This is a genomic window from Streptomyces sp. NPDC019224, assembly GCF_040632605.1.
Lineage (GTDB): Bacteria > Actinomycetota > Actinomycetes > Streptomycetales > Streptomycetaceae > Streptomyces.
The window spans coordinates 41,140-67,879 of sequence record NZ_JBEYCF010000043.1 but is presented as its reverse complement, the minus strand read 5'-3'; the positions used below and the strand labels follow the sequence as shown (position 1 = coordinate 67,879).

19 protein-coding genes and 1 riboswitch are annotated in these 26,740 nt (G+C 74.3%); of the genes, 8 read left to right on the top strand and 11 right to left on the bottom strand.

What is annotated here, in order from left to right:
- The first annotated feature begins 77 nt into the window (after window positions 1-77).
- Window positions 78-773: a L,D-transpeptidase gene (locus tag ABZ564_RS24445; protein WP_360860322.1), complete on the top strand. Its 696-nt coding sequence runs from the start codon at window positions 78-80 to the stop codon at window positions 771-773.
- A gap of 10 nt (window positions 774-783) precedes the next feature.
- Here the strand turns inward: ABZ564_RS24445 and cobN are convergent, their stop codons facing one another.
- The gene (cobN, locus tag ABZ564_RS24440) at window positions 784-4,443 is read right to left on the bottom strand and encodes a cobaltochelatase subunit CobN (RefSeq protein ID WP_360860327.1); all 3,660 of its coding nucleotides are present in this window, start codon (window positions 4,441-4,443) and stop codon (window positions 784-786) included.
- A gap of 86 nt (window positions 4,444-4,529) precedes the next feature.
- Window positions 4,530-4,606, bottom strand: a riboswitch (cobalamin riboswitch).
- Between the two features lie 95 nt (window positions 4,607-4,701).
- Between cobN and cobG the strand changes: the two genes are divergently transcribed.
- The 3 genes from cobG to ABZ564_RS24425 are packed head-to-tail and all read left to right on the top strand — an operon-like array spanning window position 4,702 to window position 8,299.
- A complete protein-coding gene (cobG, locus tag ABZ564_RS24435) occupies window positions 4,702-6,084 on the top strand; it encodes a precorrin-3B synthase (RefSeq protein WP_360860319.1) in 1,383 nt (460 codons plus the stop codon).
- Between the two features lie 59 nt (window positions 6,085-6,143).
- Window positions 6,144-6,770 carry a precorrin-8X methylmutase gene (locus ABZ564_RS24430; RefSeq protein WP_360860317.1) on the top strand — a complete coding sequence of 209 codons (627 nt, stop codon included), beginning with the start codon at window positions 6,144-6,146 and terminating at the stop codon, window positions 6,768-6,770.
- Window positions 6,767-8,299, top strand: coding sequence for a precorrin-2 C(20)-methyltransferase (locus tag ABZ564_RS24425; RefSeq protein WP_360860314.1), 1,533 nt, complete (start codon window positions 6,767-6,769; stop codon window positions 8,297-8,299). The genes ABZ564_RS24430 and ABZ564_RS24425 overlap by 4 nt, the downstream gene beginning before the upstream one ends.
- On the opposite strand, the gene ABZ564_RS24420 is transcribed toward ABZ564_RS24425, so the two are convergent.
- Window positions 8,284-9,033, bottom strand: coding sequence for a cobalt-precorrin-6A reductase (locus tag ABZ564_RS24420; protein ID WP_360860311.1), 750 nt, complete (start codon window positions 9,031-9,033; stop codon window positions 8,284-8,286). The two genes, ABZ564_RS24425 and ABZ564_RS24420, sit on opposite strands and share 16 nt — an antisense overlap.
- A gap of 11 nt (window positions 9,034-9,044) precedes the next feature.
- Between ABZ564_RS24420 and ABZ564_RS24415 the strand changes: the two genes are divergently transcribed.
- A complete protein-coding gene (locus ABZ564_RS24415) occupies window positions 9,045-10,160 on the top strand; it encodes a cobalt-precorrin-5B (C(1))-methyltransferase (RefSeq protein WP_360860309.1) in 1,116 nt (371 codons plus the stop codon).
- Window positions 10,161-10,193: 33 nt separating this feature from the next.
- Here ABZ564_RS24415 and cobM read toward each other — a convergent pair whose 3' ends face one another.
- Together cobM and cbiE are read right to left on the bottom strand one after the other, a co-directional pair.
- Window positions 10,194-10,943 (bottom strand): precorrin-4 C(11)-methyltransferase, encoded by a 750-nt coding sequence (gene cobM / locus ABZ564_RS24410; RefSeq protein WP_360860306.1) that lies wholly within the window; start codon window positions 10,941-10,943, stop codon window positions 10,194-10,196.
- Window positions 10,940-12,214: a precorrin-6y C5,15-methyltransferase (decarboxylating) subunit CbiE gene (gene cbiE, locus ABZ564_RS24405; protein WP_360860303.1), complete on the bottom strand. Its 1,275-nt coding sequence runs from the start codon at window positions 12,212-12,214 to the stop codon at window positions 10,940-10,942. Before cbiE ends, cobM begins: the two co-directional genes overlap by 4 nt.
- Before the next feature lie 196 nt (window positions 12,215-12,410).
- Between cbiE and modA the strand changes: the two genes are divergently transcribed.
- On the top strand, window positions 12,411-13,196 hold the full coding sequence (gene modA, locus ABZ564_RS24400; RefSeq protein ID WP_360860300.1) for a molybdate ABC transporter substrate-binding protein: 786 nt from the start codon (window positions 12,411-12,413) through the stop codon (window positions 13,194-13,196).
- A gap of 25 nt (window positions 13,197-13,221) precedes the next feature.
- Entirely contained in the window at window positions 13,222-15,132 is a 1,911-nt protein-coding gene (locus tag ABZ564_RS24395; RefSeq protein WP_360860297.1) for an ABC transporter permease, read from the top strand.
- Window positions 15,133-15,149: 17 nt separating this feature from the next.
- Here ABZ564_RS24395 and ABZ564_RS24390 read toward each other — a convergent pair whose 3' ends face one another.
- Window positions 15,150-19,226, bottom strand: a complete 4,077-nt coding sequence (locus tag ABZ564_RS24390; protein ID WP_360860294.1) for a bifunctional nitrate reductase/sulfite reductase flavoprotein subunit alpha — start codon at window positions 19,224-19,226, stop codon at window positions 15,150-15,152.
- A 204-nt stretch (window positions 19,227-19,430) separates the two neighbouring features.
- On the opposite strand from ABZ564_RS24390, the gene ABZ564_RS24385 reads away from it, so the two are divergent.
- Complete coding sequence (locus ABZ564_RS24385; protein ID WP_360860291.1) at window positions 19,431-20,072, top strand: hypothetical protein; 642 nt, start codon at window positions 19,431-19,433, stop codon at window positions 20,070-20,072.
- 50 nt (window positions 20,073-20,122) lie between these two features.
- On the opposite strand, the gene mnhG is transcribed toward ABZ564_RS24385, so the two are convergent.
- The 6 genes from mnhG to ABZ564_RS24355 are packed head-to-tail and all read right to left on the bottom strand — an operon-like array spanning window position 20,123 to window position 26,618.
- A complete protein-coding gene (gene mnhG / locus ABZ564_RS24380; RefSeq protein WP_360860288.1) occupies window positions 20,123-20,476 on the bottom strand; it encodes a monovalent cation/H(+) antiporter subunit G in 354 nt (117 codons plus the stop codon).
- Window positions 20,473-20,805, bottom strand: coding sequence for a monovalent cation/H+ antiporter complex subunit F (locus ABZ564_RS24375; RefSeq protein ID WP_360860285.1), 333 nt, complete (start codon window positions 20,803-20,805; stop codon window positions 20,473-20,475). The genes mnhG and ABZ564_RS24375 overlap by 4 nt, the downstream gene beginning before the upstream one ends.
- The gene (locus ABZ564_RS24370; RefSeq protein ID WP_360860282.1) at window positions 20,802-21,446 is read right to left on the bottom strand and encodes a Na+/H+ antiporter subunit E; all 645 of its coding nucleotides are present in this window, start codon (window positions 21,444-21,446) and stop codon (window positions 20,802-20,804) included. The genes ABZ564_RS24375 and ABZ564_RS24370 overlap by 4 nt, the downstream gene beginning before the upstream one ends.
- Complete coding sequence (locus tag ABZ564_RS24365; RefSeq protein WP_360860279.1) at window positions 21,443-23,098, bottom strand: Na+/H+ antiporter subunit D; 1,656 nt, start codon at window positions 23,096-23,098, stop codon at window positions 21,443-21,445. Before ABZ564_RS24365 ends, ABZ564_RS24370 begins: the two co-directional genes overlap by 4 nt.
- Window positions 23,095-23,712 (bottom strand): Na(+)/H(+) antiporter subunit C, encoded by a 618-nt coding sequence (locus ABZ564_RS24360; RefSeq protein ID WP_360860276.1) that lies wholly within the window; start codon window positions 23,710-23,712, stop codon window positions 23,095-23,097. Before ABZ564_RS24360 ends, ABZ564_RS24365 begins: the two co-directional genes overlap by 4 nt.
- Window positions 23,709-26,618 carry a Na+/H+ antiporter subunit A gene (locus tag ABZ564_RS24355; RefSeq protein WP_360860273.1) on the bottom strand — a complete coding sequence of 970 codons (2,910 nt, stop codon included), beginning with the start codon at window positions 26,616-26,618 and terminating at the stop codon, window positions 23,709-23,711. Before ABZ564_RS24355 ends, ABZ564_RS24360 begins: the two co-directional genes overlap by 4 nt.
- Window positions 26,619-26,740 lie beyond the last annotated feature (122 nt).

Sequence of the window (26,740 nt, the reverse complement as noted above, 5' to 3'; positions counted from 1 at the left end):
GCCCACGAGTGGGCGGCCGGGCGGGTGCCCTGATTGGCTGACAGACGTCGATTCCCGTTCCGCCAGGAGGTCCGGCCGTGTCCCGTTCCCACCGCCTCATCGGTGCCGCCGTCGCCACGGCGGCCATCGCGCTGCTGTGCACCGCGGCCCCGTCGGCCGCGTCCCCCGGCCGCGACACCGCGTGCACCGCGCCGGCCGGCCCGTACCAGCGGCAGCTGGAGAAGCACCTCGGGCTGACCGTGGACGGCCGTCAGTCCGAGGCCGACTGCCGGGCCGTCCGTTCCTTCCAGACCGAGCGGGGCCGGCCGCACCCCGACGGGTTCGCCGACCTCGGCACGTACCGCGCCGTGCTCGTCGTCGAGGCCACGCCGGACCCGAACGCCGCCGGGCACTGCCCGGTCGAGACCGGCCGGGTGACCTGCGTGGACATGGACCGCCAACTGCTGTGGGTGCAGAAGGGGAAGGAGGTCGTGTTCGGCCCCGTGCCCATCCGTACCGGCCGCGACGCGCAGGAGACGCGGCCCGGCCGGCACACCGTCTACTGGCGGGACCGCGACCACGTCTCCACGATCTACGACAACGCCCCCATGCCGTACTCGCAGTTCTTCGACGGCGGGCAGGCGCTGCACGGACACCCGGGCGACCTCTACGACGGCGGCGGGTCGGCGGGCTGCGTCAACCTGACGGTGGACGACGCGGCGAAGCTGTGGGACCTGCTCGCCGTGGACGACGCCGTCCACGTATGGGGTGTGAAACCCGGCACCGCCGACTGAGGCCGGTGGCTCAGTCCTCGCCCTCCAGGTTTCCTTCCGTCTCCAGGAAGACCCGGCGCAGCGCTTCGAGGACCGCCGGGTCGGGCTTGGCCCACATGCCGCGCGACTCGGCCTCCAGCAGGCGTTCCGCGATGCCGTGCAGGGCCCAGGGGTTGGCCTGTTCGAGGAAGGCGCGGTTGGTGGGGTCCAGGACGTAGGTCTCGGTGAGCTTGTCGTACATCCAGTCCGCGACCACGCCCGTCGTGGCGTCGTAACCGAAGAGGTAGTCGACGGTCGCGGCGAGCTCGAAGGCCCCCTTGTAGCCGTGGCGGCGCATCGCCTCGATCCACTTGGGGTTGACGACGCGGGCGCGGAAGACGCGGGAGGTCTCCTCGGTCAGCGTGCGGGTGCGGACGGTCTCGGGGCGGGTGGAGTCCCCGATGTACGCCTCCGGGGCGCTGCCCTTGAGCGCGCGGACCGTGGCGACCATGCCCCCGTGGTACTGGAAGTAGTCGTCGGAGTCCGCGATGTCGTGCTCGCGGGTGTCGGTGTTCTTGGCGGCGACCGCGATGCGCTTGTACGCGGTCTCCATCTCCTCCCGGGCCGGGCAGCCGTCGAGATCCCGGCCGTAGGCGTAGCCGCCCCAGGTCGTGTAGACCTCGGCGAGGTCGGCGTCGGTGCGCCAGTCGCGGGAGTCGATGAGCTGGAGGAGCCCGGCGCCGTAGGTGCCGGGGCGGGAGCCGAAGATACGGGTGGTGGCGCGGCGTTCGTCGCCGTGTTCGGCCAGGTCGGCCTGGGTGTGGGCGCGTACGTGGTTGAGTTCGGCGGGTTCGTCGAGCGAGGCGGCCAGCCGGACGGCGTCGTCGAGCAGGCCGATGGTGTGCGGGAAGGCGTCGCGGAAGAAGCCGCTGATGCGCAGGGTGACGTCGATGCGCGGGCGGCCCAGTTCCTCGGCGGGGATCGCCTCCAGGCCGGTGACACGGCGTGAGGCGTCGTCCCAGACCGGGCGCACGCCGAGCAGGGCGAAGGCTTCCGCGACGTCGTCGCCGGCGGTGCGCATCGCGCTCGTACCCCACAGGGAGAGGCCGACGGAGACCGGCCAGTCGCCGTTGTCGGCGCGGAAGCGCTCCAGGAGGGAGTCGGCGAGGGCCTGACCGGTCTCCCAGGCGAGGCGGGAGGGGACGGCCTTGGGGTCGACGGAGTAGAAGTTGCGGCCGGTGGGGAGCACGTTGACGAGGCCGCGCAACGGCGAGCCGGAGGGGCCTGCGGGGACGAACCCGCCGTTGAGGGCGTGGACGCAGTGGTCCAGTTCGTCGGTGGTGCGGCTCAGCCGGGGGACGACCTCCCGGGCCGCGAAGTCGAGGATGGCGGCGACAGAATCCAGCCCCTGCGGCGATTGAGCAGCGGGGTCCGGGGCGGAGCCCCGTGCCGACAGGCCGGGCACGGACCCGGCGACCGCGCCCACGGCCGATCGCTCCCAGTGCGCGTCCTCCATCGCCTGGACCAGGGCGCGGGCCTGTTCCTCGATCGCGTCCGCGTCCGTGCGGGTCGCCGCCGACTCGTCCAGGCCGAGGGCCTCGCGCAGTCCCGGCAGGGAGACCGTGCCGCCCCAGATCTGGCGGGCGCGGAGGATCGCGAGCACGAGGTTGACGCGGGCGGGACCCGTGGGCGCCCCGCCCAGCACGTGCAGGCCGTCGCGGATCTGGACGTCCTTGATCTCGCAGAGCCAGCCGTCGAGGTGCATGATGAACTCGTCGAAGCCCTCGTCCTCGGGGCGGTCTTCGATCCCCAGGTCGTGGTCGAGTTTCGCGGCCTGGATCAGGGTCCAGATCTGGGCGCGGACCGCCGGCAGCTTGGCCGGGTCCATGGCGGCGATCTGGGCGTGCTCGTCCAGGAGTTGTTCGAGGCGGGCGATGTCCCCGTAGCTGTCGGCGCGGGCCATCGGCGGCACCAGGTGGTCCACGAGCGTGGCGTGTGCCCGGCGCTTGGCCTGGGTGCCCTCCCCCGGGTCGTTGACGAGGAACGGGTAGACGAGCGGGAGGTCGCCGAGCGCCGCGTCCGGGCCGCAGGCGGCGGACAGGCCGGCGTTCTTGCCGGGCAGCCACTCCAGGTTGCCGTGCTTGCCGAGGTGGATCATCGCGTCGGCGCCGAAGCCGTTGTCCTCGGTGCGGGCGGCGATCCAGCGGTAGGCGGCCAGATAGTGGTGCGAGGGCGGCAGATCGGGGTCGTGGTAGATCGCGATCGGGTTCTCGCCGAAGCCGCGCGGCGGCTGGATGAGGATGAGCAGGTTGCCCCGGCGCAGGGCGGCCAGCACGATGTCGCCCTCCGGGTTGCGCGAGCGGTCCACGAACATCTCGCCGGGCGGCGGCCCCCAGTGCTCCTCGACGGCCTCGCGGAGTTCGGCGGGCAGGGTGGCGTACCAGCGGCGGTAGTCGGCGGCGGGGATGCGGACCGGGTTGCGGGCCAACTGCTCCTCGGTGAGCCATTCCTGGTCGTGGCCGCCCGCCTCGATGAGGGCGCGGATCAGCTCGTCGCCGTCACCGGAGGCGAGTCCGGGGACCTCCTCGGCGCCGAAGTCGTAGCCCTCGGCGCGCAGCCGGCGCAGCAGGGCGACCGCGCTGGCGGGGGTGTCGAGTCCGACGGCGTTGCCGATACGGGAGTGCTTGGTCGGGTACGCGGACAGGACGAGCGCGAGGCGCTTCCCGGCGTTCGGGATGTGGCGCAGCCGGGCGTGGCGGACGGCGATGCCGGCCACGCGGGCGGCGCGTTCGTCGTCGGCGACGTAGGCGGGGAGGCCGTCCTCGTCGATCTCCTTGAAGGAGAACGGGACGGTGATCAGGCGGCCGTCGAACTCGGGGACGGCGATCTGGCTCGCGGCGTCCAGCGGGGAGACGCCCTCGTCGTTGCCCTGCCAGTCGGTGTGGGAGCTGGTGAGGCAGAGCGCCTGGAGGATCGGGACGTCGAGGGCGGTGAGCGCGCCCGCGTCCCAGGACTCGTCGTCGCCGCCGGCCGATGCCTCGGCGGGGCGGGTGCCGCCCGCCGCGAGGACGGTGGTGACGATCGCGTCGGCGTCACGCAGGGTCTCGACGAGTCCGGGTTCGGGGGTGCGCAGGGAGGCGACGTACAGCGGCAGGGGGCGGGCGCCCTGGGCCTCGACGGCCCGGCACAGGGTCTCGATGAACGCGGTGTTGCCGCTCATGTGGTGGGCGCGGTAGTAGAGCACCGCGACGGTGGGGGCGTCGTCGCCGACCGGGCGGGGGGTGCGCTCCAGGGGGCCCCAGGAGGGTGCGGCGGCGGGGGGTTCGAAGCCGTGGCCGGTGAGCAGGACGGTGTCGGACAGGAACCGGGCGAGCTGGTCCAGGTTGGCGGGGCCGCCGTGCGCGAGGTAGGCGTGGGCCTCGGCGGCGATCCCGATGGGCACGGTGGAGGCGGCCATCAGCTGGGCGTCGGGGGCCTGTTCGCCGGTGAGGACGACGACGGGGCGGCCGGTGGCGAGGACCTGGTCGAGGCCGTCCTGCCAGGCGCGGACACCGCCGAGGAGGCGGACGACGACGAGGGCGGCGCCGTCCAGCAGCTCGGGCAGGTTCTGCAGCGGGAGCCGGGAGGGGTTCGCGTAGCGGTAGCCGACGGGCCCGTCGGACGCGCGGGCGCTGAGCAGGTCGGTGTCGGACGTCGACAGGAGCAGGATCATGCGGCGCCGGGCCTTCCTCGGGGTGTCCACGCCCCGGGCGGTGTCGAAAGCTCCCCTGCCCGGACCTGCCGAACGTGCGGGGAAGGGAGTTCCTGACTCGCTCGGCCGGGTGGGACCAAGCTCACAGTGGCGGGACCGCGCCGGAATCGCACCGGGCTTCCTCCCCTGTCGCCGTCTGTGGCGACGGCGGACCGGATGGTCCGCTGGTAGGGATAGTAAGGGCTCGGGGCCGCCGATGGGTCATACGGATCGGATGAGATGGTCGGTATGCTCGCCGCCATGCCTCCCCCAGCCCCCCGTTTCGCGCAGCCCGACGACGCCCGTTTCCGGGTCCGTGGCGACGCCTGCCCCGGTGCGCTGCGGCTGCACCGGGCGGACGACGGGGCGTTGGCGCGCGTCCGTGTGCCCGGTGGTGTGCTGACCGCGGACCAGGCGGACGGGCTGCGGGAGTTGGCCGTCCGGCTGGGCGACGGTGAGCTGCATCTCACTTCGCGCGGCAATGTGCAGCTGCGCGGTCTGGGTGCGGAGTGCGGGGGTGAACTGGCCTCCGGGATGCACGGAATGGGGCTTTTGCCCTCCGAACGGCATGAGCGGGTCCGCAATGTGGTGGCCTCTCCGCTGTCCGGGCTCGACGGGCGCGGGGAGCGGGAGGTGCGCCCGTGGCTGTCCGCGCTGGACGCGCTGGTGTGCGCGAGCGGGGAGGCGACCGGGCTGTCGGGCCGGTTCCTGTTCGCGCTCGACGACGGCCGCGGCGATGTGGACGCGCTGGGCGCGGATGTGACGCTGCGGGCGCGGGGCGACGGGGACGCGGAGCTGCGGATCGGGGCCCTGGAGTCGGTCGTCCGGATTCCGGCGGACGAGGCGCCGCGCGCGGCTCTGCTCGCGGCGGAGGTGTTCCTGGCGGCGGCCGGTTCCGGTTTTGGTTCCGATTCCGGTTTTGGTTCCGGTTCCGGTTCCGGTTCCGGGGCGTGGCGGGTGGCTGATCTGCCCGGGGGCGGCGGGCCGCTGTTCGACGCGGTGGTACGGCGGTTGCGCGCGGCCGGGCTGCCCGTCGCCCGCGAGAGCGTGCCGGTGCCGGGCGGGGCTCCCCCGGCGCTCGGTGTGGTGGCCGGCCCCGGGGACACGGACGCGTTGTCGGTCGGGCTGCCGCTCGGACGGGTGGACGCGGTGCGCTGGCGGACGCTGACGGACCTCGCCCGGGAGCACGGGGCGGGCGAACTGCGGCTCACCCCGTGGCGCGGAGTCGTCGTGCCCGGCGTCCGGCGGGAGCGGGCGCCCGGCGCACTCGAGGCGCTGGAGGCGGTGGGACTCGTGACCGGCCCCCGCTCGCCGTGGTCCGGCGTGAGCGCGTGCATCGGACGGCCCGGCTGCGCGAAGTCCCTGGCCGATGTCCGAAGTGACGCTGCGTCAGCTTTTCCGGCCGGCCCGCCCGCGGGCGCCCTGCCCGTCCACTGGTCCGGCTGCGAGCGGCGATGCGGCCATCCGCGCGGCGAATGGGTCGACGTCGTCGCCGGGCCGGACGGCGGCTACCGGCTGTCCGTCGTGCGGGACGGCGGACGGTCCGGGGCCCCGGTGCGCGTCGCCGGCGCCCCCGACGCGCTGACCGACGCCGTGGCGGCGGCCCGCGTCCCCCGGACCTGATCCCCGGCCCAGACTTTTTCCGCCCGACCCCTCCGTCCCGAGAAGAGAGCGACACCACCGTGTACGAGTACGAGAAGGACGGACCGGCCATCTATCGCCAGTCCTTCGCCACCATCCGGGCGGAGGCGGACCTCGCCGGCCTGCCCCCGGACGTGAGCCGGGTCGCGGTCCGGATGATCCACGCCTGCGGCATGGTCGACCTCGTACGCGACATCGGCTACACGCCCGACGCGGTGGCCCGCGCCCGCGCGGCGCTGCGGGCCGGCGCGCCCATCCTGTGCGACGTGGCCATGGTCGCCAGCGGCGTCACCCGCAAGCGGCTGCCCGCGGACAACGAGGTGGTGTGCACCCTGTCCGACCCGGCCGTGCCCGCACTCGCGGCGGAACTGGGCACGACCCGCTCGGCGGCGGCCCTCGAACTGTGGCGGGACCGGCTCGAGGGCGCGGTCGTCGCCGTCGGCAACGCGCCCACCGCCCTGTTCCGGCTGCTCGAAATGATCGAGGAGGGGGCCCCGCGCCCCGCCGCCGTCATCGGGGTGCCGGTCGGCTTCGTCGGGGCCGCCGAGTCCAAGGACGCCCTGGCCGCGCACCCGTCGGGGCTCGACCACCTGATCGTGCGCGGCCGGCGCGGCGGCAGCGCCCTCGCCGCCGCCGCGCTCAACGCCATCGCCAGCGAGGAAGAATGACCGTGAGCCAGCAGCAGACGGGACGCCCTGGCGAGCAGCGGACGGGACGGCTCTACGGGGTCGGGCTCGGCCCCGGCGACCCGGCCCTGATGACCCTGCGCGCGGTGGAGGTCATCGCCGGCGCGGACGTCGTCGCGTACCACAGCGCCCGGCACGGCCGGTCCATCGCCCGGTCCATCGCGGCGGAGCACCTGCGCGCCGACCACATCGAGGAGGCCCTGGTCTACCCCGTCACGACGGAGAGCACGGACCACCCGGGCGGCTACCGGGGCGCGATGGAGGACTTCTACACCGAGGCGGCGGCCCGGCTCGCGGCGCACCTGGACGCGGGGCGCACGGTCGCCGTGCTCGCCGAGGGCGACCCGCTCTTCTACGGCTCGTACATGCACATGCACAAGCGGCTGGCCGACCGCTATCCCACCGAGGTGATCCCCGGGGTGACCTCGGTCAGCGCGGCCGCCGCCCGGCTCGGCACCCCGCTCGCGGAGGGCGAGGAGGTCCTGACGATCCTGCCCGGCACGCTGCCGGAGGAGGAACTGACGGCCCGGCTGGCCGCGACCGACGCGGCCGTGGTGATGAAGCTGGGCCGCACGTTCCCCGCCGTCCGCCGCGCGTTCGAGGCGTCGGGCCGGCTGCCCGAGGCCCGTTACGTCGAGCGCGCCACGATGGCCGGGGAGCGGCTGGGCGATCTCGCGGAGACCGACGCCGGCTCGGTGCCGTACTTCGCGGTCGCCGTCCTGCCGAGCCGGATCGACGCCCGTCCCGAACGCGCCTCGGGCGACGGGCAGGTGACGGTCGTCGGCACGGGTCCGGCCGGTGCGCTGTGGCTGACGCCCGAGACGCGCGGCGCGCTGGCCGGGGCGGACGACCTGGTCGGCTACACCACGTACCTGGACCGGGTGCCGGTCCGGCCGGGGCAGACCCGGCACGGCTCGGACAACAAGGTGGAGTCGGAGCGGGCCGAGTTCGCGCTCGACCTGGCCCGGCGCGGACGCCGGGTGGCCGTGGTGTCCGGCGGCGACCCGGGGGTCTTCGCCATGGCGACGGCCGTGCTGGAGGTGGCGTCGCAGGAGGAGTACGCGGACGTGCCGGTGCGGGTGCTGCCGGGGGTGACGGCGGCGAACGCGGCGGCGGCCCGGGCCGGGGCGCCGCTGGGCCACGACTACGCGGCGATCTCGCTCTCGGACCGGCTCAAGCCGTGGGAGGTCATCGCGCGCCGGCTGTCCGCCGCCGCGTCGGCGGACCTGGTGCTCGCGCTGTACAACCCCGGTTCGCGGAGCCGGACCTGGCAGGTCGGCAAGGCGCGTGACCTGCTCCTCGAACACCGCTCACCGGACACGCCCGTGGTCCTCGGCCGGGATGTCGGCGGGCCGGCCGAGAGCGTGCGGACCGTACGCCTGGCCGACCTCGATCCGGCCGAGGTGGACATGCGGACGATCCTGATCGTCGGGTCCTCGCAGACCCGGTGGGGGCGGCGGGGCGACGGCACGCAGATCGTGTGGACGCCGCGCCGCTACCCGGAGGACTGATCCGTCAGCCAGGCCAGGGCCTCCTCCGGGCTGCCGGCCACCGCTCCCCCCTCGGGGACCGGTGGCCGGCGGACCACGACGACGGGGATGCCCGCCTCGCGGGCGGCGGTCAGCTTGGGGGCCGTGGCGGCGCCGCCGCTGTCCTTGGTGACGAGGACGTCGACGCGGTGGCGGCGGATCAGCTCGCGCTCCCCTTCCAGGGTGAAGGGGCCCCGGTCGAGCAGGGTCTCCATCCGTGCCGGGTACGGCGGTTCGGGGGCGTCCACGGACCGCGCCAGGAACCACAGGCCGTCCAGGCCCGCGAAGGCGGCGAGGCCCATCCGCCCCGTGGTGAGGAACACGCGCCGCCCCAGTGCGGGCAGCGCGCCGGCCGCCTCGGCCAGGGAGCCGACCGGATGCCAGTCGTCGCCGGCACCCGGCACCCAGCCGGGCCGGCGCAGCATGAGCAGGGGAACATGGGCGGCGGCGGCCGCGGCGGCCGCGTTGAAGGTGATCGTCCCGGCGAAAGGATGGGTGGCGTCGATGAGCGCGTGCACCCGGTGCGTGCGGAGCCAGTCCGCGAGCCCGTCGGCCCCGCCGAAGCCCCCGACGCGGACCTCGCCCGGCGGCAGCTTCGGCCGGGCCACCCGGCCCGCGAGGGAGCTGGTGACCCTGGTCCCGGCGGGCAGCTCGGCCACCAGCAGCTCGGCGAGCCGGCGGGCCTCCGTCGTCCCGCCCAGAATCAGTACGTGCACGAGGACCATCCATGAGTGAGGCGAAAGGCGGGCGCGCCGCCCAACTCAAGCACACCGGTCTGCGGCCCGGATGGACGACCGGTGCCTGCGCCACCGCCGCCGCCACCGCCGCGTACACGGCGCTGCTGACCGGCGACTTCCCGGACCCGGTCACCATCACCCTGCCCCGGGGCCAGACCCCGGCGTTCGCGCTGGCCGTGGAGGAGCTGGCCGGCGGGCGGGCGACGGCAGGCGTGGTGAAGGACGCGGGCGACGACCCCGACGTGACGCACGGCGCCCTGGTACGGGTGAGCGTGCGGGCGCTGCCGCCGGGCTCGGGCGTGGTGTTCCGGGCCGGGCCCGGCGTCGGCACCGTGACACTGCCGGGGCTGCCGCTGGAGGTGGGTGAACCGGCGGTCAACCCGGTGCCGCGCCGGATGATCCGCGACCACATCGCCCGGCTCGCGGAGGCGCACGGCGGCTCCGGGGACGTCGAGGTGACGATCGGCGTGGACGACGGCGAGGAGATCGCCCGCTCCACCTGGAACCCGCGCCTGGGCATCCTGGGCGGTCTGTCGATCCTGGGCACGACCGGGGTGGTGGTGCCGTACTCCTGCTCGGCGTGGATCGACTCGATCCGCCGGGGCGTGGACGTGGCGCGCGCGGCCGGGCACACCCATGTGGCGGGGTGCACGGGCTCCACCTCGGAGAGGACCGTGGTGGCCGAGTACGGGCTGCCGGAGATCGCGCTGCTCGACATGGGCGACTTCGCGGGCGCGGTGCTCAAGTACGTACGCCGCCACCCGGTGGAACGGCTCACCGTCTGCGGCGGGTTCGCCAAGCTGTCGAAGCTCGCCGCCGGGCATCTGGACCTCCACTCGGGGCGCTCCCAGGTCGACAAGGCGTACCTGGCGGAGCTGGCCCGGCGCGGCGGCGCCGACGAGGCTCTGGCCGCCGAGGTCGCCGTCGCCAACACCGGCCTCGCCGCACTCCAGTTGTGCCGGGCGCGCGGGGTTCCGCTGGGCGATCTGGTGGCCGTGGCCGCGCGCGACCAGGCGCTGTCGGTACTGCGGGGCGCCCCGGTGGCCGTGGACGTGATCTGCGTCGACCGGGCGGGCACGGTGGTGGGGCGCAGCTCCGTGCGCTGACCGCCGGGCCGCCCGGCCCTTCCTGACGCCTCGTCAGCAGATGTGCCGGTCGCGGGCGGGCGAGTAGAGGTGGCTGTCGTGGAACTGCTCGGCGCCCAGGGTGCGGCCGACCATGATGACGGCGGTACGCAGGACGCCCGCGGCCTTCACCTGCCCGGCGATGTCGTCCAGGGTGCCGCGCAGGACTAGCTCGTCGGGGCGTGAGGCCATGGCGACGACGGCGGCCGGGCAGTCGGCCCCGTAGTGCGGCAGCAGCTCGTCGACGACGCGGTCCACGTAACGGGCGGCGAGGTGCAGGACGATCAGCGCGCCGCTGCGGCCGAGCGTCGCCAGGTCCTCGCCCTCGGGCATGGCGGTGGCCCGCTGGGCGATCCGGGTCAGGATGACGGTCTGGCCGACGGTCGGCACGGTCAGCTCGCGCTTGAGGGCAGCGGCAGCCGCCGCGAACGCGGGGACGCCGGGCACCACTTCGTAGGGCACGCCCGCCTCGTCCAGGCGCCGCATCTGCTCGTTGACCGCGCTGAACACCGAGGGGTCGCCGGAGTGCAGCCGCGCCACGTCGTGGCCGTCGCGGTGCGCGGCGACGAGTTCGGCGGTGATGGCGTCGATGTCGAGCTGCGCGGTGTCCACCAGGCGGGCGCCGTCCGGGCACTCGGCCAGCAGTTCGCGGGGTACCAGACTGCCCGCGTACAGGCACACCTGGCAGGCGGCGAGCGTGCGCGCGCCGCGCACCGTGATCAGGTCGGCCGCGCCGGGGCCCGCTCCGATGAAGTACACGGTCATCTGTCGTCTCCTGAGGGTTGCGCGGGGGGAGTCGCGGTGTCCGAGGGCTTGCGTACGGACCACTGGGTGACCGGCATCGCCTGGCGCCAGCCGGTGAAGGTGCCGACGGGCACGGCGTGTGCCACGGCGAGCCGGACCAGTTCGCCGCCGTGCGCCTTGTGCTGGGCGGCGAGCAGCGCCTCGGACTCCAGGGTGACCGTGTTGGCGACCAGCCGGCCGCCGGCCGGGAGTGCCGCGAGGCAGGTGTCGAGGAGGCCGGGCGCGGTGAGGCCGCCGCCGATGAACACGGCGTCGGGGGTGGGGAGTTGGGCCAGGACCTCGGGGGCGCGGCCGGTGACGACGCGCAGGCCGGGCACGCCGAGCCGGTCGGCGTTCTCCGCGATGCGCGCCGCCCGGACGGGGTCGCGTTCGACGGTGACGGCCCGGCAGGAGGGGTGGGCGCGCATCCATTCGATGGCGATCGATCCGGAGCCGCCGCCGATGTCCCACAGGAGTTCGCCGGGGGCGGGGGCGAGCACGCCCAGCGTGACGGCCCGGACATGACGTTTGGTCAGCTGCCCGTCGTGGGCGTACGCCTCGTCGGGCAGACCCGGTACGGCACCGAGGCGCAGGGCCCCGGGGGCGGTGCGGCACTCGACGGCGATGACGTTCAGCGGGTCCCCGGCCGGATGGTCCCAGGTGTCCGCCGTACCCTCGGCGCACGCCTCGTCCTCGCCGCCGAGCTGTTCCAGGACCCGCATGCGGCTGGGGCCGAAGCCGTGGTCCCGCAGCAGGGCGGCGACCGTGCCCGGGGTGGTGGCGTCGGCGCTGAGGACGAGCAGCCGGCGGCCTTCGTGCAGGGCGGCGGCGAGCCGGGCGGCGGGGCGTCCGACGAGGGTGACGACCTCGGTGTCCTCCAGTGGCCAGCCGACGCGGGCGCATGCGTACGAGACGGACGAGGGGTGCGGCAGGACGCGCAGCCGCTCGGCGCCCAGGACTTCGGTGAGGGCCCGGCCGATCCCGTAGAACATCGGGTCCCCGCTGGCCAGGACGGCGATGCGACGGTCCGCGTGCTCGGCGAGCAGGCCGGGGACGGCGGGGCGCAGGGGCGAGGGCCAGGGCACGCGGCTCCCGGCGCACTCCGGTGGCAGGAGGCCGAGTTGCCGTGCGGCGCCGATGAGGACCTGGGCGTCCGTCAGCGCGGCGCGCGCCGGTCCGGTGAGCCCCGCCCAGCCGTCGGCTCCGATCCCGACCACGGTGACTGCGGGCGGGAGGGGGTGCTCGGGGGTCACGGACGCTACCTCGGGTCTCGGGGGCTGACGCACCCGCACTCTACTGGCCGGTCGCGGACGGCCTCCGGACAGGGTTCGACTGGGCGAGGGCTTTCCCGGAAGCGGCCAGGAGCTTCCTCCGGACGAGATCGCATCTGCCATGTGTTTTCCGATGGAAAGCTGTAAATGCGATGTGATCACCCCTACTCTTTGGCACATGCTGCTCTCCAGGCCTCCTGCTTCCACCCGGCGGCGCGCCGCCGCGGCCCTCCTCGTCGTGGGTCTGCTCACGCCCCTCGCCGCCTGCGGCGGGGACGGCGGCGCCGAGGACACGGCGTCCGGTACCCACCTCACCGTCCTCGCCGCCTCCTCGCTCACCGATGTGTTCAAGGAGGCGGGTGCGGCGTACGAGAAGGAGCACCCGGGCACGAAGGTGACGTTCTCCTTCGCCGGGTCGCAGGAGCTGGCCGCGCAGGTCGAGCAGGGTGCGCCCGCCGACGCCCTGGTCACCGCCGACACGAAGACGATGGACGGGCTGAAGGCGGACACCGGCACGCCCGTCGTCATCGCGAAGAACCGCCTCGTCATCGCCACCGGCAAGGGCAACCCGGAGAAGGTCCGGAACCTCAAGGACCTCGCGGACCCGGAGCTGAAGGTGGTGCTCGCCGCGCCCGAGGTGCCGGTGGGCCGGTACAGCGAGCAGATCCTGGACGCGCAGAGGATCACCGTGAAGCCGGTCTCGCAGGAGCCCAACGTGCGCGCGGTGCTGAGCAAGGTCGAACTGGGCGAAGCGGACGCCGGGCTGGTGTACAAGACCGATGTCGCCGCCGCCGGCAAGGTCGACTCCGTCGACATCCCGGACGCGCAGAACGCGGTCGCCTCCTACCCGGCGGCGACCCTGAGGACCAGCGAGCACGGGGCGGCGGCCGAGGCGTTCGTGACGTGGCTGTCCTCGCCCGAGGCGCAAAAGATCCTGACCGGCGCGGGCTTCCAGCAGCCGTAACCCGTAACGCAACCAGGGAACCCCCATGAACCGACCCCGCGGCCGCGCGCCGATCGTGCTGGCCCTCCCCGCACTCCTGGCCGTCGCCTTCCTGCTGCTGCCGCTGGCCGGCATCCTGGCCCGGACCTCGTGGGGCGAGCTGGGCACCCACCTCACGAGCGAGGGCACCACCCGGGCGCTGACGCTGTCGCTGATCGTCTCCGGCTGGGCGCTGGCCCTCTCCCTCGTCCTCGGGGTGCCGCTGGCCTGGCTGCTGGCCCGGGTCGACTTCCCCGGCAAGGTCCTCGTCCGCTCGCTGGTGCTGCTGCCGATGGTGCTGCCCCCCACGGTCGGCGGGGTCGCCCTGCTGCTCGGTTTCGGACGGCGGGGGCTGCTGGGGCCGTGGCTGGAGGACTGGTTCGGTATCACGCTGCCGTTCCACACCTCCGGTGCCGTCCTCGCCGCGACGTTCGTCGCCATGCCGTTCCTGGTCATCAGCCTGGAGGGCGCGCTCGGCGGGCTGCGTCCCCGGTACGAGGAGACCGCGGCCTCCCTGGGTGCTTCGCCGGTACGGGTGTTCCGCACGGTCACGCTGCCGATGGTGGCCCCCGGGCTGGCCGCCGGCGCGGCGCTGACCTGGGCGCGGGCGCTCGGCGAGTTCGGCGCGACCATCACCTTCGCGGGCAACCTCCCCGGCACCACCCAGACCCTGCCCCTCCAGGTCTATCTGCTGCTCCAGGAGAGCCCGGAGGCCGCCACCTCGGTCTCCCTGCTGCTCCTCGTCATCGCCATGGCGGTGCTGCTCGCGCTGCGCGGACGGTGGACCGGGACGCCGCCGGAGCGTACGCGGCGGCGGGAGGCCGTCGAGGAGGAGCCGGCGGCCGTGGCCGAGCTGCCCGCCCCGCAGCCGTCCGGGACCGGACGCTGGCCGCTGCACGCCGAGATCACCGGCTTCGACGAGCTGACCCTCGACGCGGAGGCCGGCACCACCATCGCCGTCGTCGGCCCCAACGGCGCCGGCAAGACCACCCTCCTGCGCGCCCTGCTCGGCCTCACCCCGCGCGCCCACGCACGGCTCCGGCTCGGCGGCACCGACGTCACCGCCCTGCCCGCCCACCGCCGGGGCGTGGCCTGGGTCCCGCAGGACGGCGCGCTGTTCCCGCACCTGAGCGCCCTCGCCAACACCGCGTACGGGCTGCGCGCCCGGGGCGTGCCGCGCGCCGAGGCCCGCCGCGGTGCCCAGGAGTGGCTGGACCGGCTCGGCGTCGGCCACCTCGCCTCGCGCCGGCCCGCCCAGCTCTCCGGCGGCCAGGCCCAACGCGTGGCGCTGGCCCGCGCCCTGGCCGCCCGCCCCCGCCTCCTGCTGCTGGACGAACCGCTCGCCGCGCTCGACCAGACCACCCGCTCCCAGGTCCGGCACACCCTGCGCCGGCACCTCGAAGGCTTCGGCGGTGTCTGCCTGATCGTCACCCACGACCCGGTCGAGGCCGTCGCGCTGGCCGACCGGGTCCTCGTCCTGGAGGAGGGCCGCGCGCTCCAGGACGCCCCGCCCGCCGAGGTGACCCGCCACCCGCGCTCCCCCTGGGTCGCCCGGATGCTCGGCCGCAACGCCTGGCCCGGCACCACCACCGCCGACGGCCTGGAGCCCTCGGGCGGCGGGCACCTCGTCGCGGCCGACCCGCTGCCCGCCGGGGCGCCCGCGCTCGCGGTCATCGCGCCCGAGGCCGTCTCCGTGCACCGCGAGAAGCCCACCGGGAGCCCGCGCAACGTGTGGCCGGGGACCGTACGGGAGATCACCTCGGGCGGGAGCCGGCTGCGGGTGCTGGTCGGGTCAAACCAGGCACCTGACCTGGTCGCCGAGATCACTCCGCAGGCCGCCGCCGAACTGTCCCTCGCGGACGGGGTGGCGGTGTGGACCGGCGTCAAGGCCACCGAGGTGACGCTCGTGGCGCTCTGAACGGGGCGCCCCGCCCGTCAGTACACGTCGCGCACGTACCGCTTGTCGGCGGCGAGCTGCTTCACGTACAGGGCGGCGGCCTCCGGGTCCAGCCCGCCGTGCGCGACGGCGATGTCGCGCAGCGCCCGGTCGACGTCCTTGGCCATCCGGGCGGCGTCCCCGCACACGTAGAAGTGGGCCCCGTCGCGCAGCCAGGACCACAGTTTGGCGCCGTGCTCGCGCATCCGGTCCTGTACGTAGATCTTGGCGCGCTGGTCGCGGGAGAAGGCGGTGTCCAGGCGGGTGAGGGTGCCGTCGGCGAGGAAGGACGTCAGCTCCTCCTCGTAGAAGAAGTCGGTGGCCCGGTGCTGCTCCCCGAAGAACAGCCAGTTGGGGCCGGGGTCGCGGCGGGCGCGGCGCTCCTCCAGGAAGCCGATGAAGGGGGCCACGCCCGTCCCCGGCCCCACCATGACCATGGGTGCGTCGGGGCGGGCCGGGGGCCGGAAGTGCGGGGAGCGGCGGACGAAGACCGGGACCCGGGTGTCGGGGGCTGCGTCCGCGAGGAACGGCGAGCACACCCCGGTGCGCGGGCGGCCGTGCAGGTTCTCGTAGCGGACGACGGAGACCGTCAGGGAGAGGCGGTGCGGGTCGGTGAGCGGGCTGGACGATATCGAGTACAGGCGCGGCTGGAGGGGCTTGAGGATTCCGGCCCACTCCTCGGGCGTGGCCCGGACCGGGAACTCGGCGAGGACGTCGACGGCCTGCCGGCCCCAGGACCAGCGGGCCAGCTCGCCCTTGTTGTCGGGGCGCAGCATCTTCTTCAGGTCCCGGTCGCCGGTGCGTTCGGTGACGAAGCCGAGCAGGGCGGGGGTGAGGCGGGTGATGTCCAGGTGGGTGTGGAGCGCGTCGCCGAGCCGGACGCCGCCGAGGGCGGCGACCTCGGTCTCCGCTTCGGCGTCGAGGCCGGTGACGGAGAGCCATTCGGCCACCAGGTCCGGGTGGTTGACGGCGTGGACGCCGAGGGCGTCGCCGGCCGCGTAGTCGAGGGCGGTGCCGGTGCCGCTGGTGTCGAAGGTGAACCGGCGGACCTCCTTGCCCGAGCCGGGGAGGCCGAGCAGCCGGTTGCCGGCCAGCCGGGCCGTGACGGGTGCGGGTCTGGAAGCGCGGGCCGGGGCGGGCGCGGGGGCCAGCGCGGGTGCGGGTGCGGGTGCGGGGGGAGGATCGGCGGGCGGTGCGGTGAGGCCGGTGAGGACCTGGTCGAGCCAGCTCAGCGCGGACGGCTCGTAGTCGGGTTCGCAGTCGGTGCGCGGGGCGAGGCGTACGGCCCCCAGCTCGTCCAGGCGGCGGTCGAGCCGCCGTCCGTGCCCGCAGAAGTCGTCGTACGAGGAGTCGCCGAACGCCAGGACCGCGTACCGCCTGCCCTCCAGGGGCGGGGTGTCGGCGGCCGTCAGGGCCTCCCAGAACCCGGAGCCGTTGTCGGGGGCGTCGCCGTCCCCGAAGGTGCTGGTGATCAGGAGGAGGTCGGCGGCGGGGGGCAGGGCGCGCGGGTCGGCCTCGTCCATGCCGAGGAGCCGGGTACGGTGGCCCGTGGCGGTGAGCCGGTCGGCGGTGGCGACGGCGAACTCCTCGGCGTTGCCCGTCTGCGAGGCCCACAGCACGACGACCTCGCGGCCGGGGGCCTCGGCGGCGACCGGCGCGGTCGCCTCGACGGGGGGCGCGGTGCGCGAGTACATGCCGGCCAGGACCCCGTTGACCCAGCGCGCGTGCTCGGCGCTGAAGGGCGCGCCGGGCGGGAGGACGGGGACACCGGGCGTGCCCAGGGGCAGCCCGGCGAGGAAGCCGACCAGGTACTGGCGTTCGTGCTCGGCGAGGACCGGGGGCCGGGTGCTCTCCAGGCCGAAGACGGCGACGGGCGCCTGGGCGGGGGCCTCCACCGGCAGCGGCGCCGGGGTCGGGGCTGCGGCCACCTTCGTCAGGGTCACCGCGCACACCTTGAACTCCGGCTGGAAGGAGACCGGGTCGATGGCGTCGCTGGTCACGGCGTTGACGCTGAGGTACTCACCGAACAGGTCGTTCCAGTGGAAGGGCGCGAAGCAGCCGCCGGGCGCCACCCGGTCGGTCACCACGGCCGGCAGCACGGCCCGCCCGCGCCGCGACTCGACCTCCACCGAGTCGCCCTCCGCGATCCCGAGCCGGGCCGCGTCCTCGGGGTGCACCTCGACGAACGGGCCCGGGTCGAGCCGGTTGAGCTTGGCGACCCTGCCGGTCTTGGTGAGGGTGTGCCACTGGTGCTGGACCCGTCCGGTGTTGAGCAGGAAGGGGTAGTCGTCGTCCGGCATCTCGGCGGCCGGGATGTGGGGGCGGGCGAAGAAGCGGGCGCGTCCGCTCGGGGTCGGGAAGACCGGTCCGCCGCCGTCCGGGGCGAGGTAGCGGATGGGGTTGCGGTCGGGGCCGTCGGCGGTGGGCGCGGGCCACTGGACGGGGGTGTCGCGCAGCCGTTCGTACGTCACGCCCCGCAGGTCGTAGCCGGTCCGGGGGTTCGCCGCGCGCTTGATCTCCTCGAAGACCTCCTCGGCGCTGTCGTACGTGAAGGCGTCGGCGTACCCCATCGCGCAGGCGATGCGGGCGATGATCCGCCAGTCCGCGAGGGCCTCGCCGGGCGGCTCGACGGCCGGGCGGGCGAGGGTGAGGTTGCGTTCGCTGTTGACGAGTACGCCCTCCGCCTCGCTCCACAGCGCGCCGGGCAGGACGACGTCGGCGTAGGCGTTGGTCTCGGTGTCGGCGAACACGTCCTGGGTGATGACGAGTTCGGCGGCCTCCAGCGCCTCGATGACGGTGCGGCGGTTGGCGACGGAGGCGACGGGGTTGGTGCAGATGATCCAGCACGCCTTGATGTCGCCCGCCGCCATCCGCTCGAACATCTCCACGGTTCCCCGGCCGCACTCGTCCTTGCGCAGGGTGCCGGGCTCCAGGCCCCACAGTTCCTCGGTGAAGGCGCGGTCCCCGTCGTCCAGGAGCGAGCGCTGGCCGGGCAGCCCCGGGCCCATGTAGCCCATCTCGCGGCCGCCCATGGCGTTGGGCTGGCCGGTGAGCGAGAGGGGGCCGCTGCCCGGGCGGCAGATCGCGCCGGTCGCCAGGTGCAGGTTGATCAGCGCGTTGGTGTTCCAGGTGCCGTGCGTGGACTGGTTGAGCCCCATCGTCCAGCAGCTCGTCCACTCGCCCGCCTCGCCGATCCACCGCGCGGCGCGGCGGATGTCCTCCTCGGGGATGCCGGTGATCGCGGCGACGGCGGCGGGCGGGTAGTCCGCGAGGAAGTCCGGCATCGCCTCCCAGCCCTCGGTGTGCTCGGCGACGAACGCGGAGTCGGTGTGCCCGTTCGCGTGGAGCAGGTGCAGGAGGCCGTTGAGGAGGGCCAGGTCGGTGCCGGGGTTGACGCGCAGGAAGAGGTCGGCCTTGTCGGCGGTGGCGGTGCGCCGGGGGTCGACGACGATCAGCTTGGCGCCCGCCTTGACCCGGTCGAGGAGGCGCAGGAAGAGGACGGGGTGGCAGTCGGCCATGTTGGAGCCGATGACGAGGAAGACGTCCGCGCGGTCCAGGTCGTCGTAGGAGCCGGGCGGGCCGTCGGCGCCGAGCGACAGCTTGTAACCGCTGCCCGCGCTCGCCATGCACAGCCGCGAGTTGGACTCCATCCGGCTGGTCCGGACGAACCCCTTGGCCAGCTTGTTGGCGAGGTACTGCGCCTCCAGGCTCAGCTGCCCGGAGACGTAGAACGCGACGGCGTCCGGCCCGTGCTCGTCGATGACCGCCCGCAGCCGCCGCGCGGTGGAGGCGACCGCCTCGTCCACGGCGACCGGTACGGGTTCCGCGCCCCGCTCGGGCCGCAGCAGGGCGGTGGTCAGCCGGCCGGGCGCGGCGAGCAGGTCGGCGGTCGTCGCCCCCTTGGTGCAGAGCCGGCCGGAGTTGGCGGGGTGGGCCTTGTCCCCCGAGGCCTTGAGGACGGTACGGCGCCCGTCGGGCCCGGACGCCAGGTCGAGGACCATGCCGCAGCCCACCCCGCAGTACGAGCAGACCGTACGGACCTGAGTGGCGTCGGCCGACGAGCTCTGTGGAGGCACCGGGGAGCCCTTCCGTGAATCGGATCGTGCCCCCGACGGTAGGAAGGGGCCGTTACGCCGGTGTGGCCCCGGCCGATCATGGGCGGTAACGCTCACCGCACACCGGAGGGGGCGCCGGTGTGAGAAGAGCCGCGCCGGGGGCCGGCCGCCGGAGTGGACGGCGGGCGCGCTCCCGCTGTCGGAGGTCCCCCGTAACCTCTCCCCATGCAGACGAATCTGATGATCTACGACGGCGCCGCCCCGGCCGACTCCGACGTCGCGCGTACCGGTGGCGTGCCGTTGGCTCCCGCCGGGTTCACCTGGCCCGTGTGCGACTGCGGAGGGCCGTTGCAGTTCTTCGCGCACCTTCCCGTCGAGGACGGCGTCCTGTCGGTGTTCGTGTGCCAGAACGACCCCGGCGCGTGTGAGTTCTGGGCGGCCGGGTCCGGCGCCAACCGGGTCCATCTGTTCCCCCGGGAGGGGCTGCGGCCGGTCGCCGTACCGGAGACGGGGCTGACGGTCCTGCCCGCGGTCTCGGCCATCCGCACGCAGGTCGTGACGGTCGACCCGGAGGACTGCGACGAAGGCGTCGAGCCCGACGCGTACGACATCGGCCGCGCGGGGTGGAAGCGGGAACCGGACGAATGGTTCGGGAGGCAGCGGGAGGTGCTCGGATCGCTCGGGGGCGATCCCTCCTACCTGGAGGACGACCGGGTGCCCGCGTGCCCCTCCTGCTCCGGCACGATGGAGTTCGTGGCCCACCTGGAGGAGGGGTTCTCCCAGGAGACCTCGATGAACCTCGGCGGCCAGCTGGGCTACGTCTTCGTCTGCCGCGCCTGCCGCGAGGGCGCGTTCCTCACGGACTGAGGCCTCCCGGGCCCCGGGGCCCGCGCCCCTCGGCCCTCCGCCGGTCCGGCTCAGGTCTCCTCGGTCAGCTGCTCGTCGAGGTCGTCGAAGAGCAGCTCGGAGTGGTCGATCTGCCCGGTCCGGTACGCGGAGCGGGCCACCAGGTGCGCGGCGACCGGGCCGGTCATCAGCTGGAAGAAGCCGATCAGCCCGAGCGTGGCGAGGTCCATGCCGCTGCGCAGCCGCAGTGCCACACCGGCCAGCACGATCAGCATGCCCAGTGCCTGGGGTTTGGTCGCGGCGTGGCTGCGGGAGAGGACGTCGGGCAGTCTCAGCATGCCGACCACCCCGAGCAGGCAGATCGCGGCGCCGATCAGCACCAGCGCCGCGCCCGCCGTGTCGAGAAACTGGAGCCAGACGCTCATGAGGTGCCGCCGTCCCGTCGGCCGCCGGGACGGTGCGGCCGGCCCGGCGGCCGGTCGCGTACGGCGATGAAGCGCGCGATGCCCACCGAACCGGTGAAGCCGAGGAAGGCCAGCACCAGCATGATCGGGAAGTAGAACGGGTCGCGTGCGAAGGCCGACTTGGCGCCGAGGCCGGCGATGATCAGCGCGGCGCAGACGTCGAGCGCGATGGCCCGGTCCAGCATCGAGGGCCCGCGCCAGATGCGCGCGAGCAGGGCCGCGCCGGCGACGAGGATCAGGACGACGGCTGCGACGAGCAGCACCCGGTCCACGGTCTGGGGCTCGTTCACGGCCTCTCCTCCTGGTCTCCCGGCCGTGGGCCGGTGTGCGGTGCTCGCGGGGGCGGGGCGGCGACCCGCTCGATCTCGTCGGGGGTGCCGAAGGCCCGTACGGTCAGCTCCTCCAGGCGCCAGACGGACTGCCGGGCGGCCTCCAGCTCGGCGGGGTCGCCCGCGTCCAGGACGTGCAGGAAGACGGTGGCGGTGGCCCGGCGCACCTCGACGACCGACCCGTCCGGCACGTTCGACACGGCGACGGCGGTCGCGGTGAGCATCAGGTCCGAGCGGCAGCGCAGCGGTACGGCGATGACGGCGGCCCGGCGCGACCGGCTGCCGTGGATCTGCCGGGTGACCTTCACGCCGGAGGTGTACATGTCGTAGAGCAGATAGCCGGCCAGCCGCAGGATGCCCCAGGGGTGCAGCCGCAGCCCGAGGTCGACCTTGGGCAGCGGGAAGGCCAGGCAGACGGCCACCGCGACCACGACTCCGGTCAGCACGTTGGCCAGGTTCAGGGTGGACCAGAGCAGCACCCAGATGACGGTGAGCCAGATGATCAGCGGGAGGTCGAGCAGCCGTCGGTGCCGGCTGCCGAGCGCGGCGCTGAACGGCGGCAGGTCCTTGTTCCGGAAAGAGAAGGTGACGAGGCGTTTCACCGGCCGAGCACCTCCTCGATGTAGGGCCTGCGGGCGAGGAGTTCGGCGGCCGAGCGGTCGGTGTACGAGGTCAGCGGGCCGGCGAACACGGTGAAGGCGAGGCCGAGGCCGACCGCGGCGGCCGTCGCCCAGGTCATCGGGCGGGGCAGCACACTGGTCGTGGTGACCGCATGGCCGTGCAGGGTGGCGGCGACGGCGAGCCCGGCCGGCTGGTGGCGGAGGCGCACGCCCTCGTCGCCGGTGCCGGCCATCCGGTCCGGTCCCTCGTCGGCGTCGCCGTCGTCGCTGTCGTCGTCCGACTCCAGGACCGTGCCGGCGGCGGCCTGGCCCGGGGGCGCGGCCCGCCAGAAGGCCAGGTTCCAGACCTTGGCCATCACGTACAGCGTGAGCAGGCTGGTCGAGACCGCCCCGACGACGAGGATCCAGGACCACACCCCGCCGTCGGCGACGCCGGCGCGCATCAGGCCGAGCTTGCCGATGAACCCGGACAGCGGCGGGATGCCGGCGAGGTTCATCGCGGGGACGAAGAAGAGGACGGCGAGCGCGGGGGCGGCGCGGGCGATGCCGCCGAGCCGGGTGAGTTCGGTGGTGCCGCCCCGGCGTTCGATCAGCCCGGCGACCAGGAACAGCGTGGTCTGGACGGTGATGTGGTGGACGACGTAGACGATCGCGCCGGCGTACGCCTGCCGGTCGGCGAGGCCGATACCGAAGACCATGTAACCGATGTGGCTGATGAGGGTGAAGGAGAGCAGCCGCTTGAGGTCGGTCTGCGCGACGGCCCCCAGGATGCCGACGGTCATCGAGGCGAGCGCCGCCGCCATCAGCAGGTCGCCGAGCCGGTTGCCGGGGAAGAGCAGCGTCTCGGTGCGCAGCATGCTGTAGACGCCGACCTTGGTGAGCAGCCCGGCGAAGACGGCGGTGACGGGGGCGGGCGCGGTGGGATAGGAGTCGGGCAGCCAGGCGGCGAGCGGGAAGACGGCGGCCTTGATCGCGAAGACCGTCAGCAGCATCGCCTGGATCAGCGTCTGGACGCCCAGCGGGAGCCCGGCCAGCCGTTCGGCGAGCTGGGCGAGGTTGGCGGTGCCGGTCGCCGCGTACGTCATGGCGATGGCGGTGAGGAAGAGCATCGAGGAGAACAGCGAGATGATCACGTACGTGGAGCCCGCCCGGATGCGCGGTCCGGTGCCGCCGAGGGTCAGCAGGACGAAGCTCGCGACGAGCATGATCTCGAAGCCGACGTAGAGGTTGACCAGGTCACCGGCGAGGAAGGTGCAGGACACCCCGGCGACCAGGATCAGGTAGGCGGGGTGGAAGACCGCGACGGGCGTCTCCTCGTCCCGGTCGGCCATGCCCTGGCCCAGGGAGTAGACGAGGACGCACAGGGTGACGGCCGAGGAGACCGTCAGCATCAGCCCGGAGAGCCGGTCGGCGACCAGGGTGATGCCGACCGGCGGCGCGAAGTCGCCGAGGTGCACGGAGAGGGGGCCCTCCCGGTCGGCGGCGATCATCAGGGCGACCGAGAGTCCGAGGACGGCGGTCAGCACGGCGACGCTGATGAAGCGCTGGAACCGCTTGAGCCGGGTGCCGAAGGCGAGGCTGAGACCGGTCGCGCAGAGCGGCAGCACCACCGGCAGCGGGACGAGGGCGTTCATCCGGTGCCTCCTGGGCTCTCGGCGTCGGGGGTGGGGGTGCCGTTCGCCTCGGCGGCGGCGTAGTCCTCCGGGTCCGCCCCGAGGACGTCGTGCCACAGGTCGCCGGTGGCGTCGCGGCCCCGGGCCTGGAGGGCGCGGTCGGCGCGCAGCCGGCCCCGCAGGCGGCGGCGTTCCTCGCGGTAGCGGTGGCGGGCCTCGGCGCTGCGGTCGCCGTCGGCCCGGAAACGCGCGCGCAGCTCGTCCCGTTCGTCCAGCACCTCGGCGCGGAGCACGACGCGCCGGTCCTCCAGGTCGTCGTGGACCTCGTCGGTGCCGGTCAGCTGGTGGCTGCGGTAGGCCATGGCGAGCAGGAACGCGGTGGTGGCCAGGGTGATGACGATCGCGGTGAGGGCGATGGCCTGGGGCAGGGGGTCGGTGACCCGGGCGAGGTCGACGCCGTACAGCAGCGGTGCGCGGCCGGCCGTCCCCGTGGCGGACAGGATGAACAGGTTGATGCCGTTGCCGGCGACGACCGCGCCGAGCAGGATGCGGGTGAGGGGCCTGGTCAGCATGAGGATGCCGCCGACCGCGCAGAGGACCGCCGCGGTGGCCAGGAGCGAGGCGCTGACGGTCACGGGGCGGCCTCCCCCGGTTCCGGTCCGGCCCGGCGCGCGGCGGCCTTCTCGGCGGCGGCCCGCTCGATCTGGCGGTCGATCTTGGCGCCGAGGGCCCGCACGATGTCGAGGACGACGCCGAGGACCAGCAGGTACACCCCGCAGTCGAAGATCACCGGTGTGCCGAACTCGAAGTCGCCGATGAGCGGCAGATGACCGTGGTACGTCCAGGCGTGCAGGACCGTTCCGTCCCAGAGGCCGAACAGGGCGACGCCGGTGGACAGGAAGAGGCCGAGCCCGGTGAACAGGCCCGGTTGCAGGGGCGCGGCCTCGGCGAGTTCGAAGCGGCCGCCCGCCAGGTAACGGGTGATCAGGGCGAGGCCCGCGACCAGGCCGCCGACGAAGCCGCCGCCCGGCATGTTCTCGGCGCAGAACAGCAGGTAGACCGAGAGCACCAGGATCGGGTGGAACAGCAGCCGGGCCACCACCTCGAAGACGACGGACCGGTGCTCGGGCGCCAGGGTCCCGCCGGCCGCCAGCCAGTCGCGCTCGGGCGCCCCCTCGTCGCCCCGGGGCACCCCGGTCAGCGGTTCGGCGGTCACCGACCAGGCGGTGCGCCCCCGTACCTCCGAGGGCGCCGCGGTCCCCTCCGCGCGGCGGTGCAGGTAGATGAGGCTGGTCACGCCGATCGCGGCGGCGGCGAGGACGGCGGACTCCCCCATCGTGTCCCAGGCGCGGAGGTCCACCAGGATCGTGGCGACGACGTCCTTGAGGCCGTGGTCCGCGGTCTCCTCGACCATGGCGGCGCCCGCCGGGGACGCGGTGCGCGCGGCGGCGGCGACCCAGACCACCACGCCGAGGGTGGCGGCGGCGGCCAGAGCGACCGGGATGCGCACGGCCCGCCGCCAGGTGCTCACGGACTCCTGGAAGTGCACCGGCATCCGCCGCAGGACCAGCACGAACACGATCATCGACACGGTTTCCACGCAGAACTGGGTGAGCGCCAGGTCCGGGCCGCCCTGGACGACGAACAGCAGCGCGGTCCCGTAACCGGTGAGTCCGGCCAGCACCACGGCCTTCATGCGCCGTCTGACGGTGAGGCAGAGGAGGGCCGCCGCGCAGGTCAGGGCGGCGATCGCGCCCTGGAGCGGGACGTCCCAGAGCCGGGGCGCGGACGCGCCGTGCCAGGGCCGGTCGGCGATGAGCACGGAGAGCTGTCCGGCGAGCATCACCAGCAGGGTGGTGGCGAGGTACACGGAGAGCGAGCCGCGCTGGACGAATCCGGTGGCCTGGAGGGAGAGGCGTTCCAGGCCCAGGAGCAGCCGGCCGAAGACGCCGTCGGCGGTGGGCCAGGCGATGCGCCGGGAGAACCGGGCGACCCGGTCGCGTGCGGCGAAGAGCACCGCGCCGCCCGCCGTGGCGACGGCCGAGAGCAGCAGGGCGGTGCCCCAGCCGTGCCAGAGCGCGAGGTGGTAGGGGTGGGCGGGGGCCGGGAAGGCGTCGGCGTAGGCGCTCAGCAGCCGGTCGGTCCACCCGACGCCGGGCCCGAGGACCAGCCCGCAGGCCACGAGCACGGCGGGCGCGGCGAGGAAGGCCGGGCCGACCCGGTGCACCGGGGTGTCGGCGACGCCCGGTTTGCGCAGGAAGCCGCCCCAGACGAACCGGGCGGTGTACGCGACGGTCAGCGCCGAGCCCGCCACCGTGATGCCCAGCGCCCAGCGCTCCGCCGTGTCCCCGTGCAGCAGCGCCTCGAACGCGGCCTCCTTCGCCGCGAAACCGAGCAGCGGGGGCAGGGCGGCCATGGAGGCGGCGGCGAGCACGGCGACGGCGCACACATGGGGCAGGGCGCGTCCGACGCCGGAGAGCTTGCGCAGGTCGCGGGTGCCGGCCGCGTGGTCGATGATGCCGGTGACGAGGAAGAGCGGGGCCTTGAAGAGGGCGTGCGCGAGGATCATGGCGGCGGCGGCCAGCGCGGCGTCGCGGTTGCCGACGCCCGCGAGCAGGACGAGGAAGCCGAGCTGGCTGACGGTGCCGTAGGCGAGGACGATCTTGAGATCGTGCAGCCGCAGGGCCCGCCAGCCGCCGAGGAGCATCGTCGCGGCGCCGAGGACCATCACGACGGGCCGCCAGCCGGGCACGTCGGCGAAGGCGGGCGCGAGCCGGGCGACCAGGTAGACCCCGGCCTTGACCATCGCGGCGGCGTGCAGATAGGCGCTGACGGGGGTGGGAGCGGCCATGGCGTTGGGGAGCCAGAGACTGAACGGCCAGACCGCCGACTTGGACAGGGCCCCGCACAGGATGAGCAGGACGGCGACCTCGAGGGCGGTGGTCGCCGGGGGCGGGTCGGCGAGGATCCCGGAGACGCGGTAGGTGCCGGCCTCCCGGCCGACGATCAGGAAGCCGATCAGCATGGCGAGGCCGCCGAGCGTGGTGACGGTCAGTGCCTGGAGGGCGGAGCGTCTGCTGTGCCGCTGCTCGCTGTCGTACCCGATGAGCAGGTACGAGAAGACGGTGGTGAGCTCCCAGAAGACGTAGAGGGAGATCAGGTCGTCGCTGAGGACGAGGGCGAGCATGGCGCCGGCGAAGGCGAGCAGGTTCCCGGCGAATCCGGCCGGGCCGGGGGTCGTGTCCTTGAAGTAGGAGGCGCAGTACAGCAGGACGAGCGTGCCGACGCCGGACGCGAGCAGCACCATCAGTTCGGCGAGCGCGTCCAGGCGGAGGGAGACGGAGACGTCGTACGCGGGCATCCACGCCCACGACCAGTCGGCCGAGGAGCCGGACGCGGCCGTGTCCCACTGGGTGAAGGCCCAGCAGGTGGTGGCGGCGGGCGGCAGCGCGAGGACGAGGAAGGCGCGCGCCCCCAGCCACCGCACCAGCGGACGCGCGCAGGCCGCGAGGACGAAGTGACCGACGATGAGGGCGGTCATACGACGGGGCGGCGGGGCGCGGCGGCGGGTGGAGCGAGGCAGATGGTCACACAACGGGCAAAGCGCACTGAATAGAGATATCGCCCCGGCCGTGCCCCACCCGTACGGCGCGCCGCGCCCAC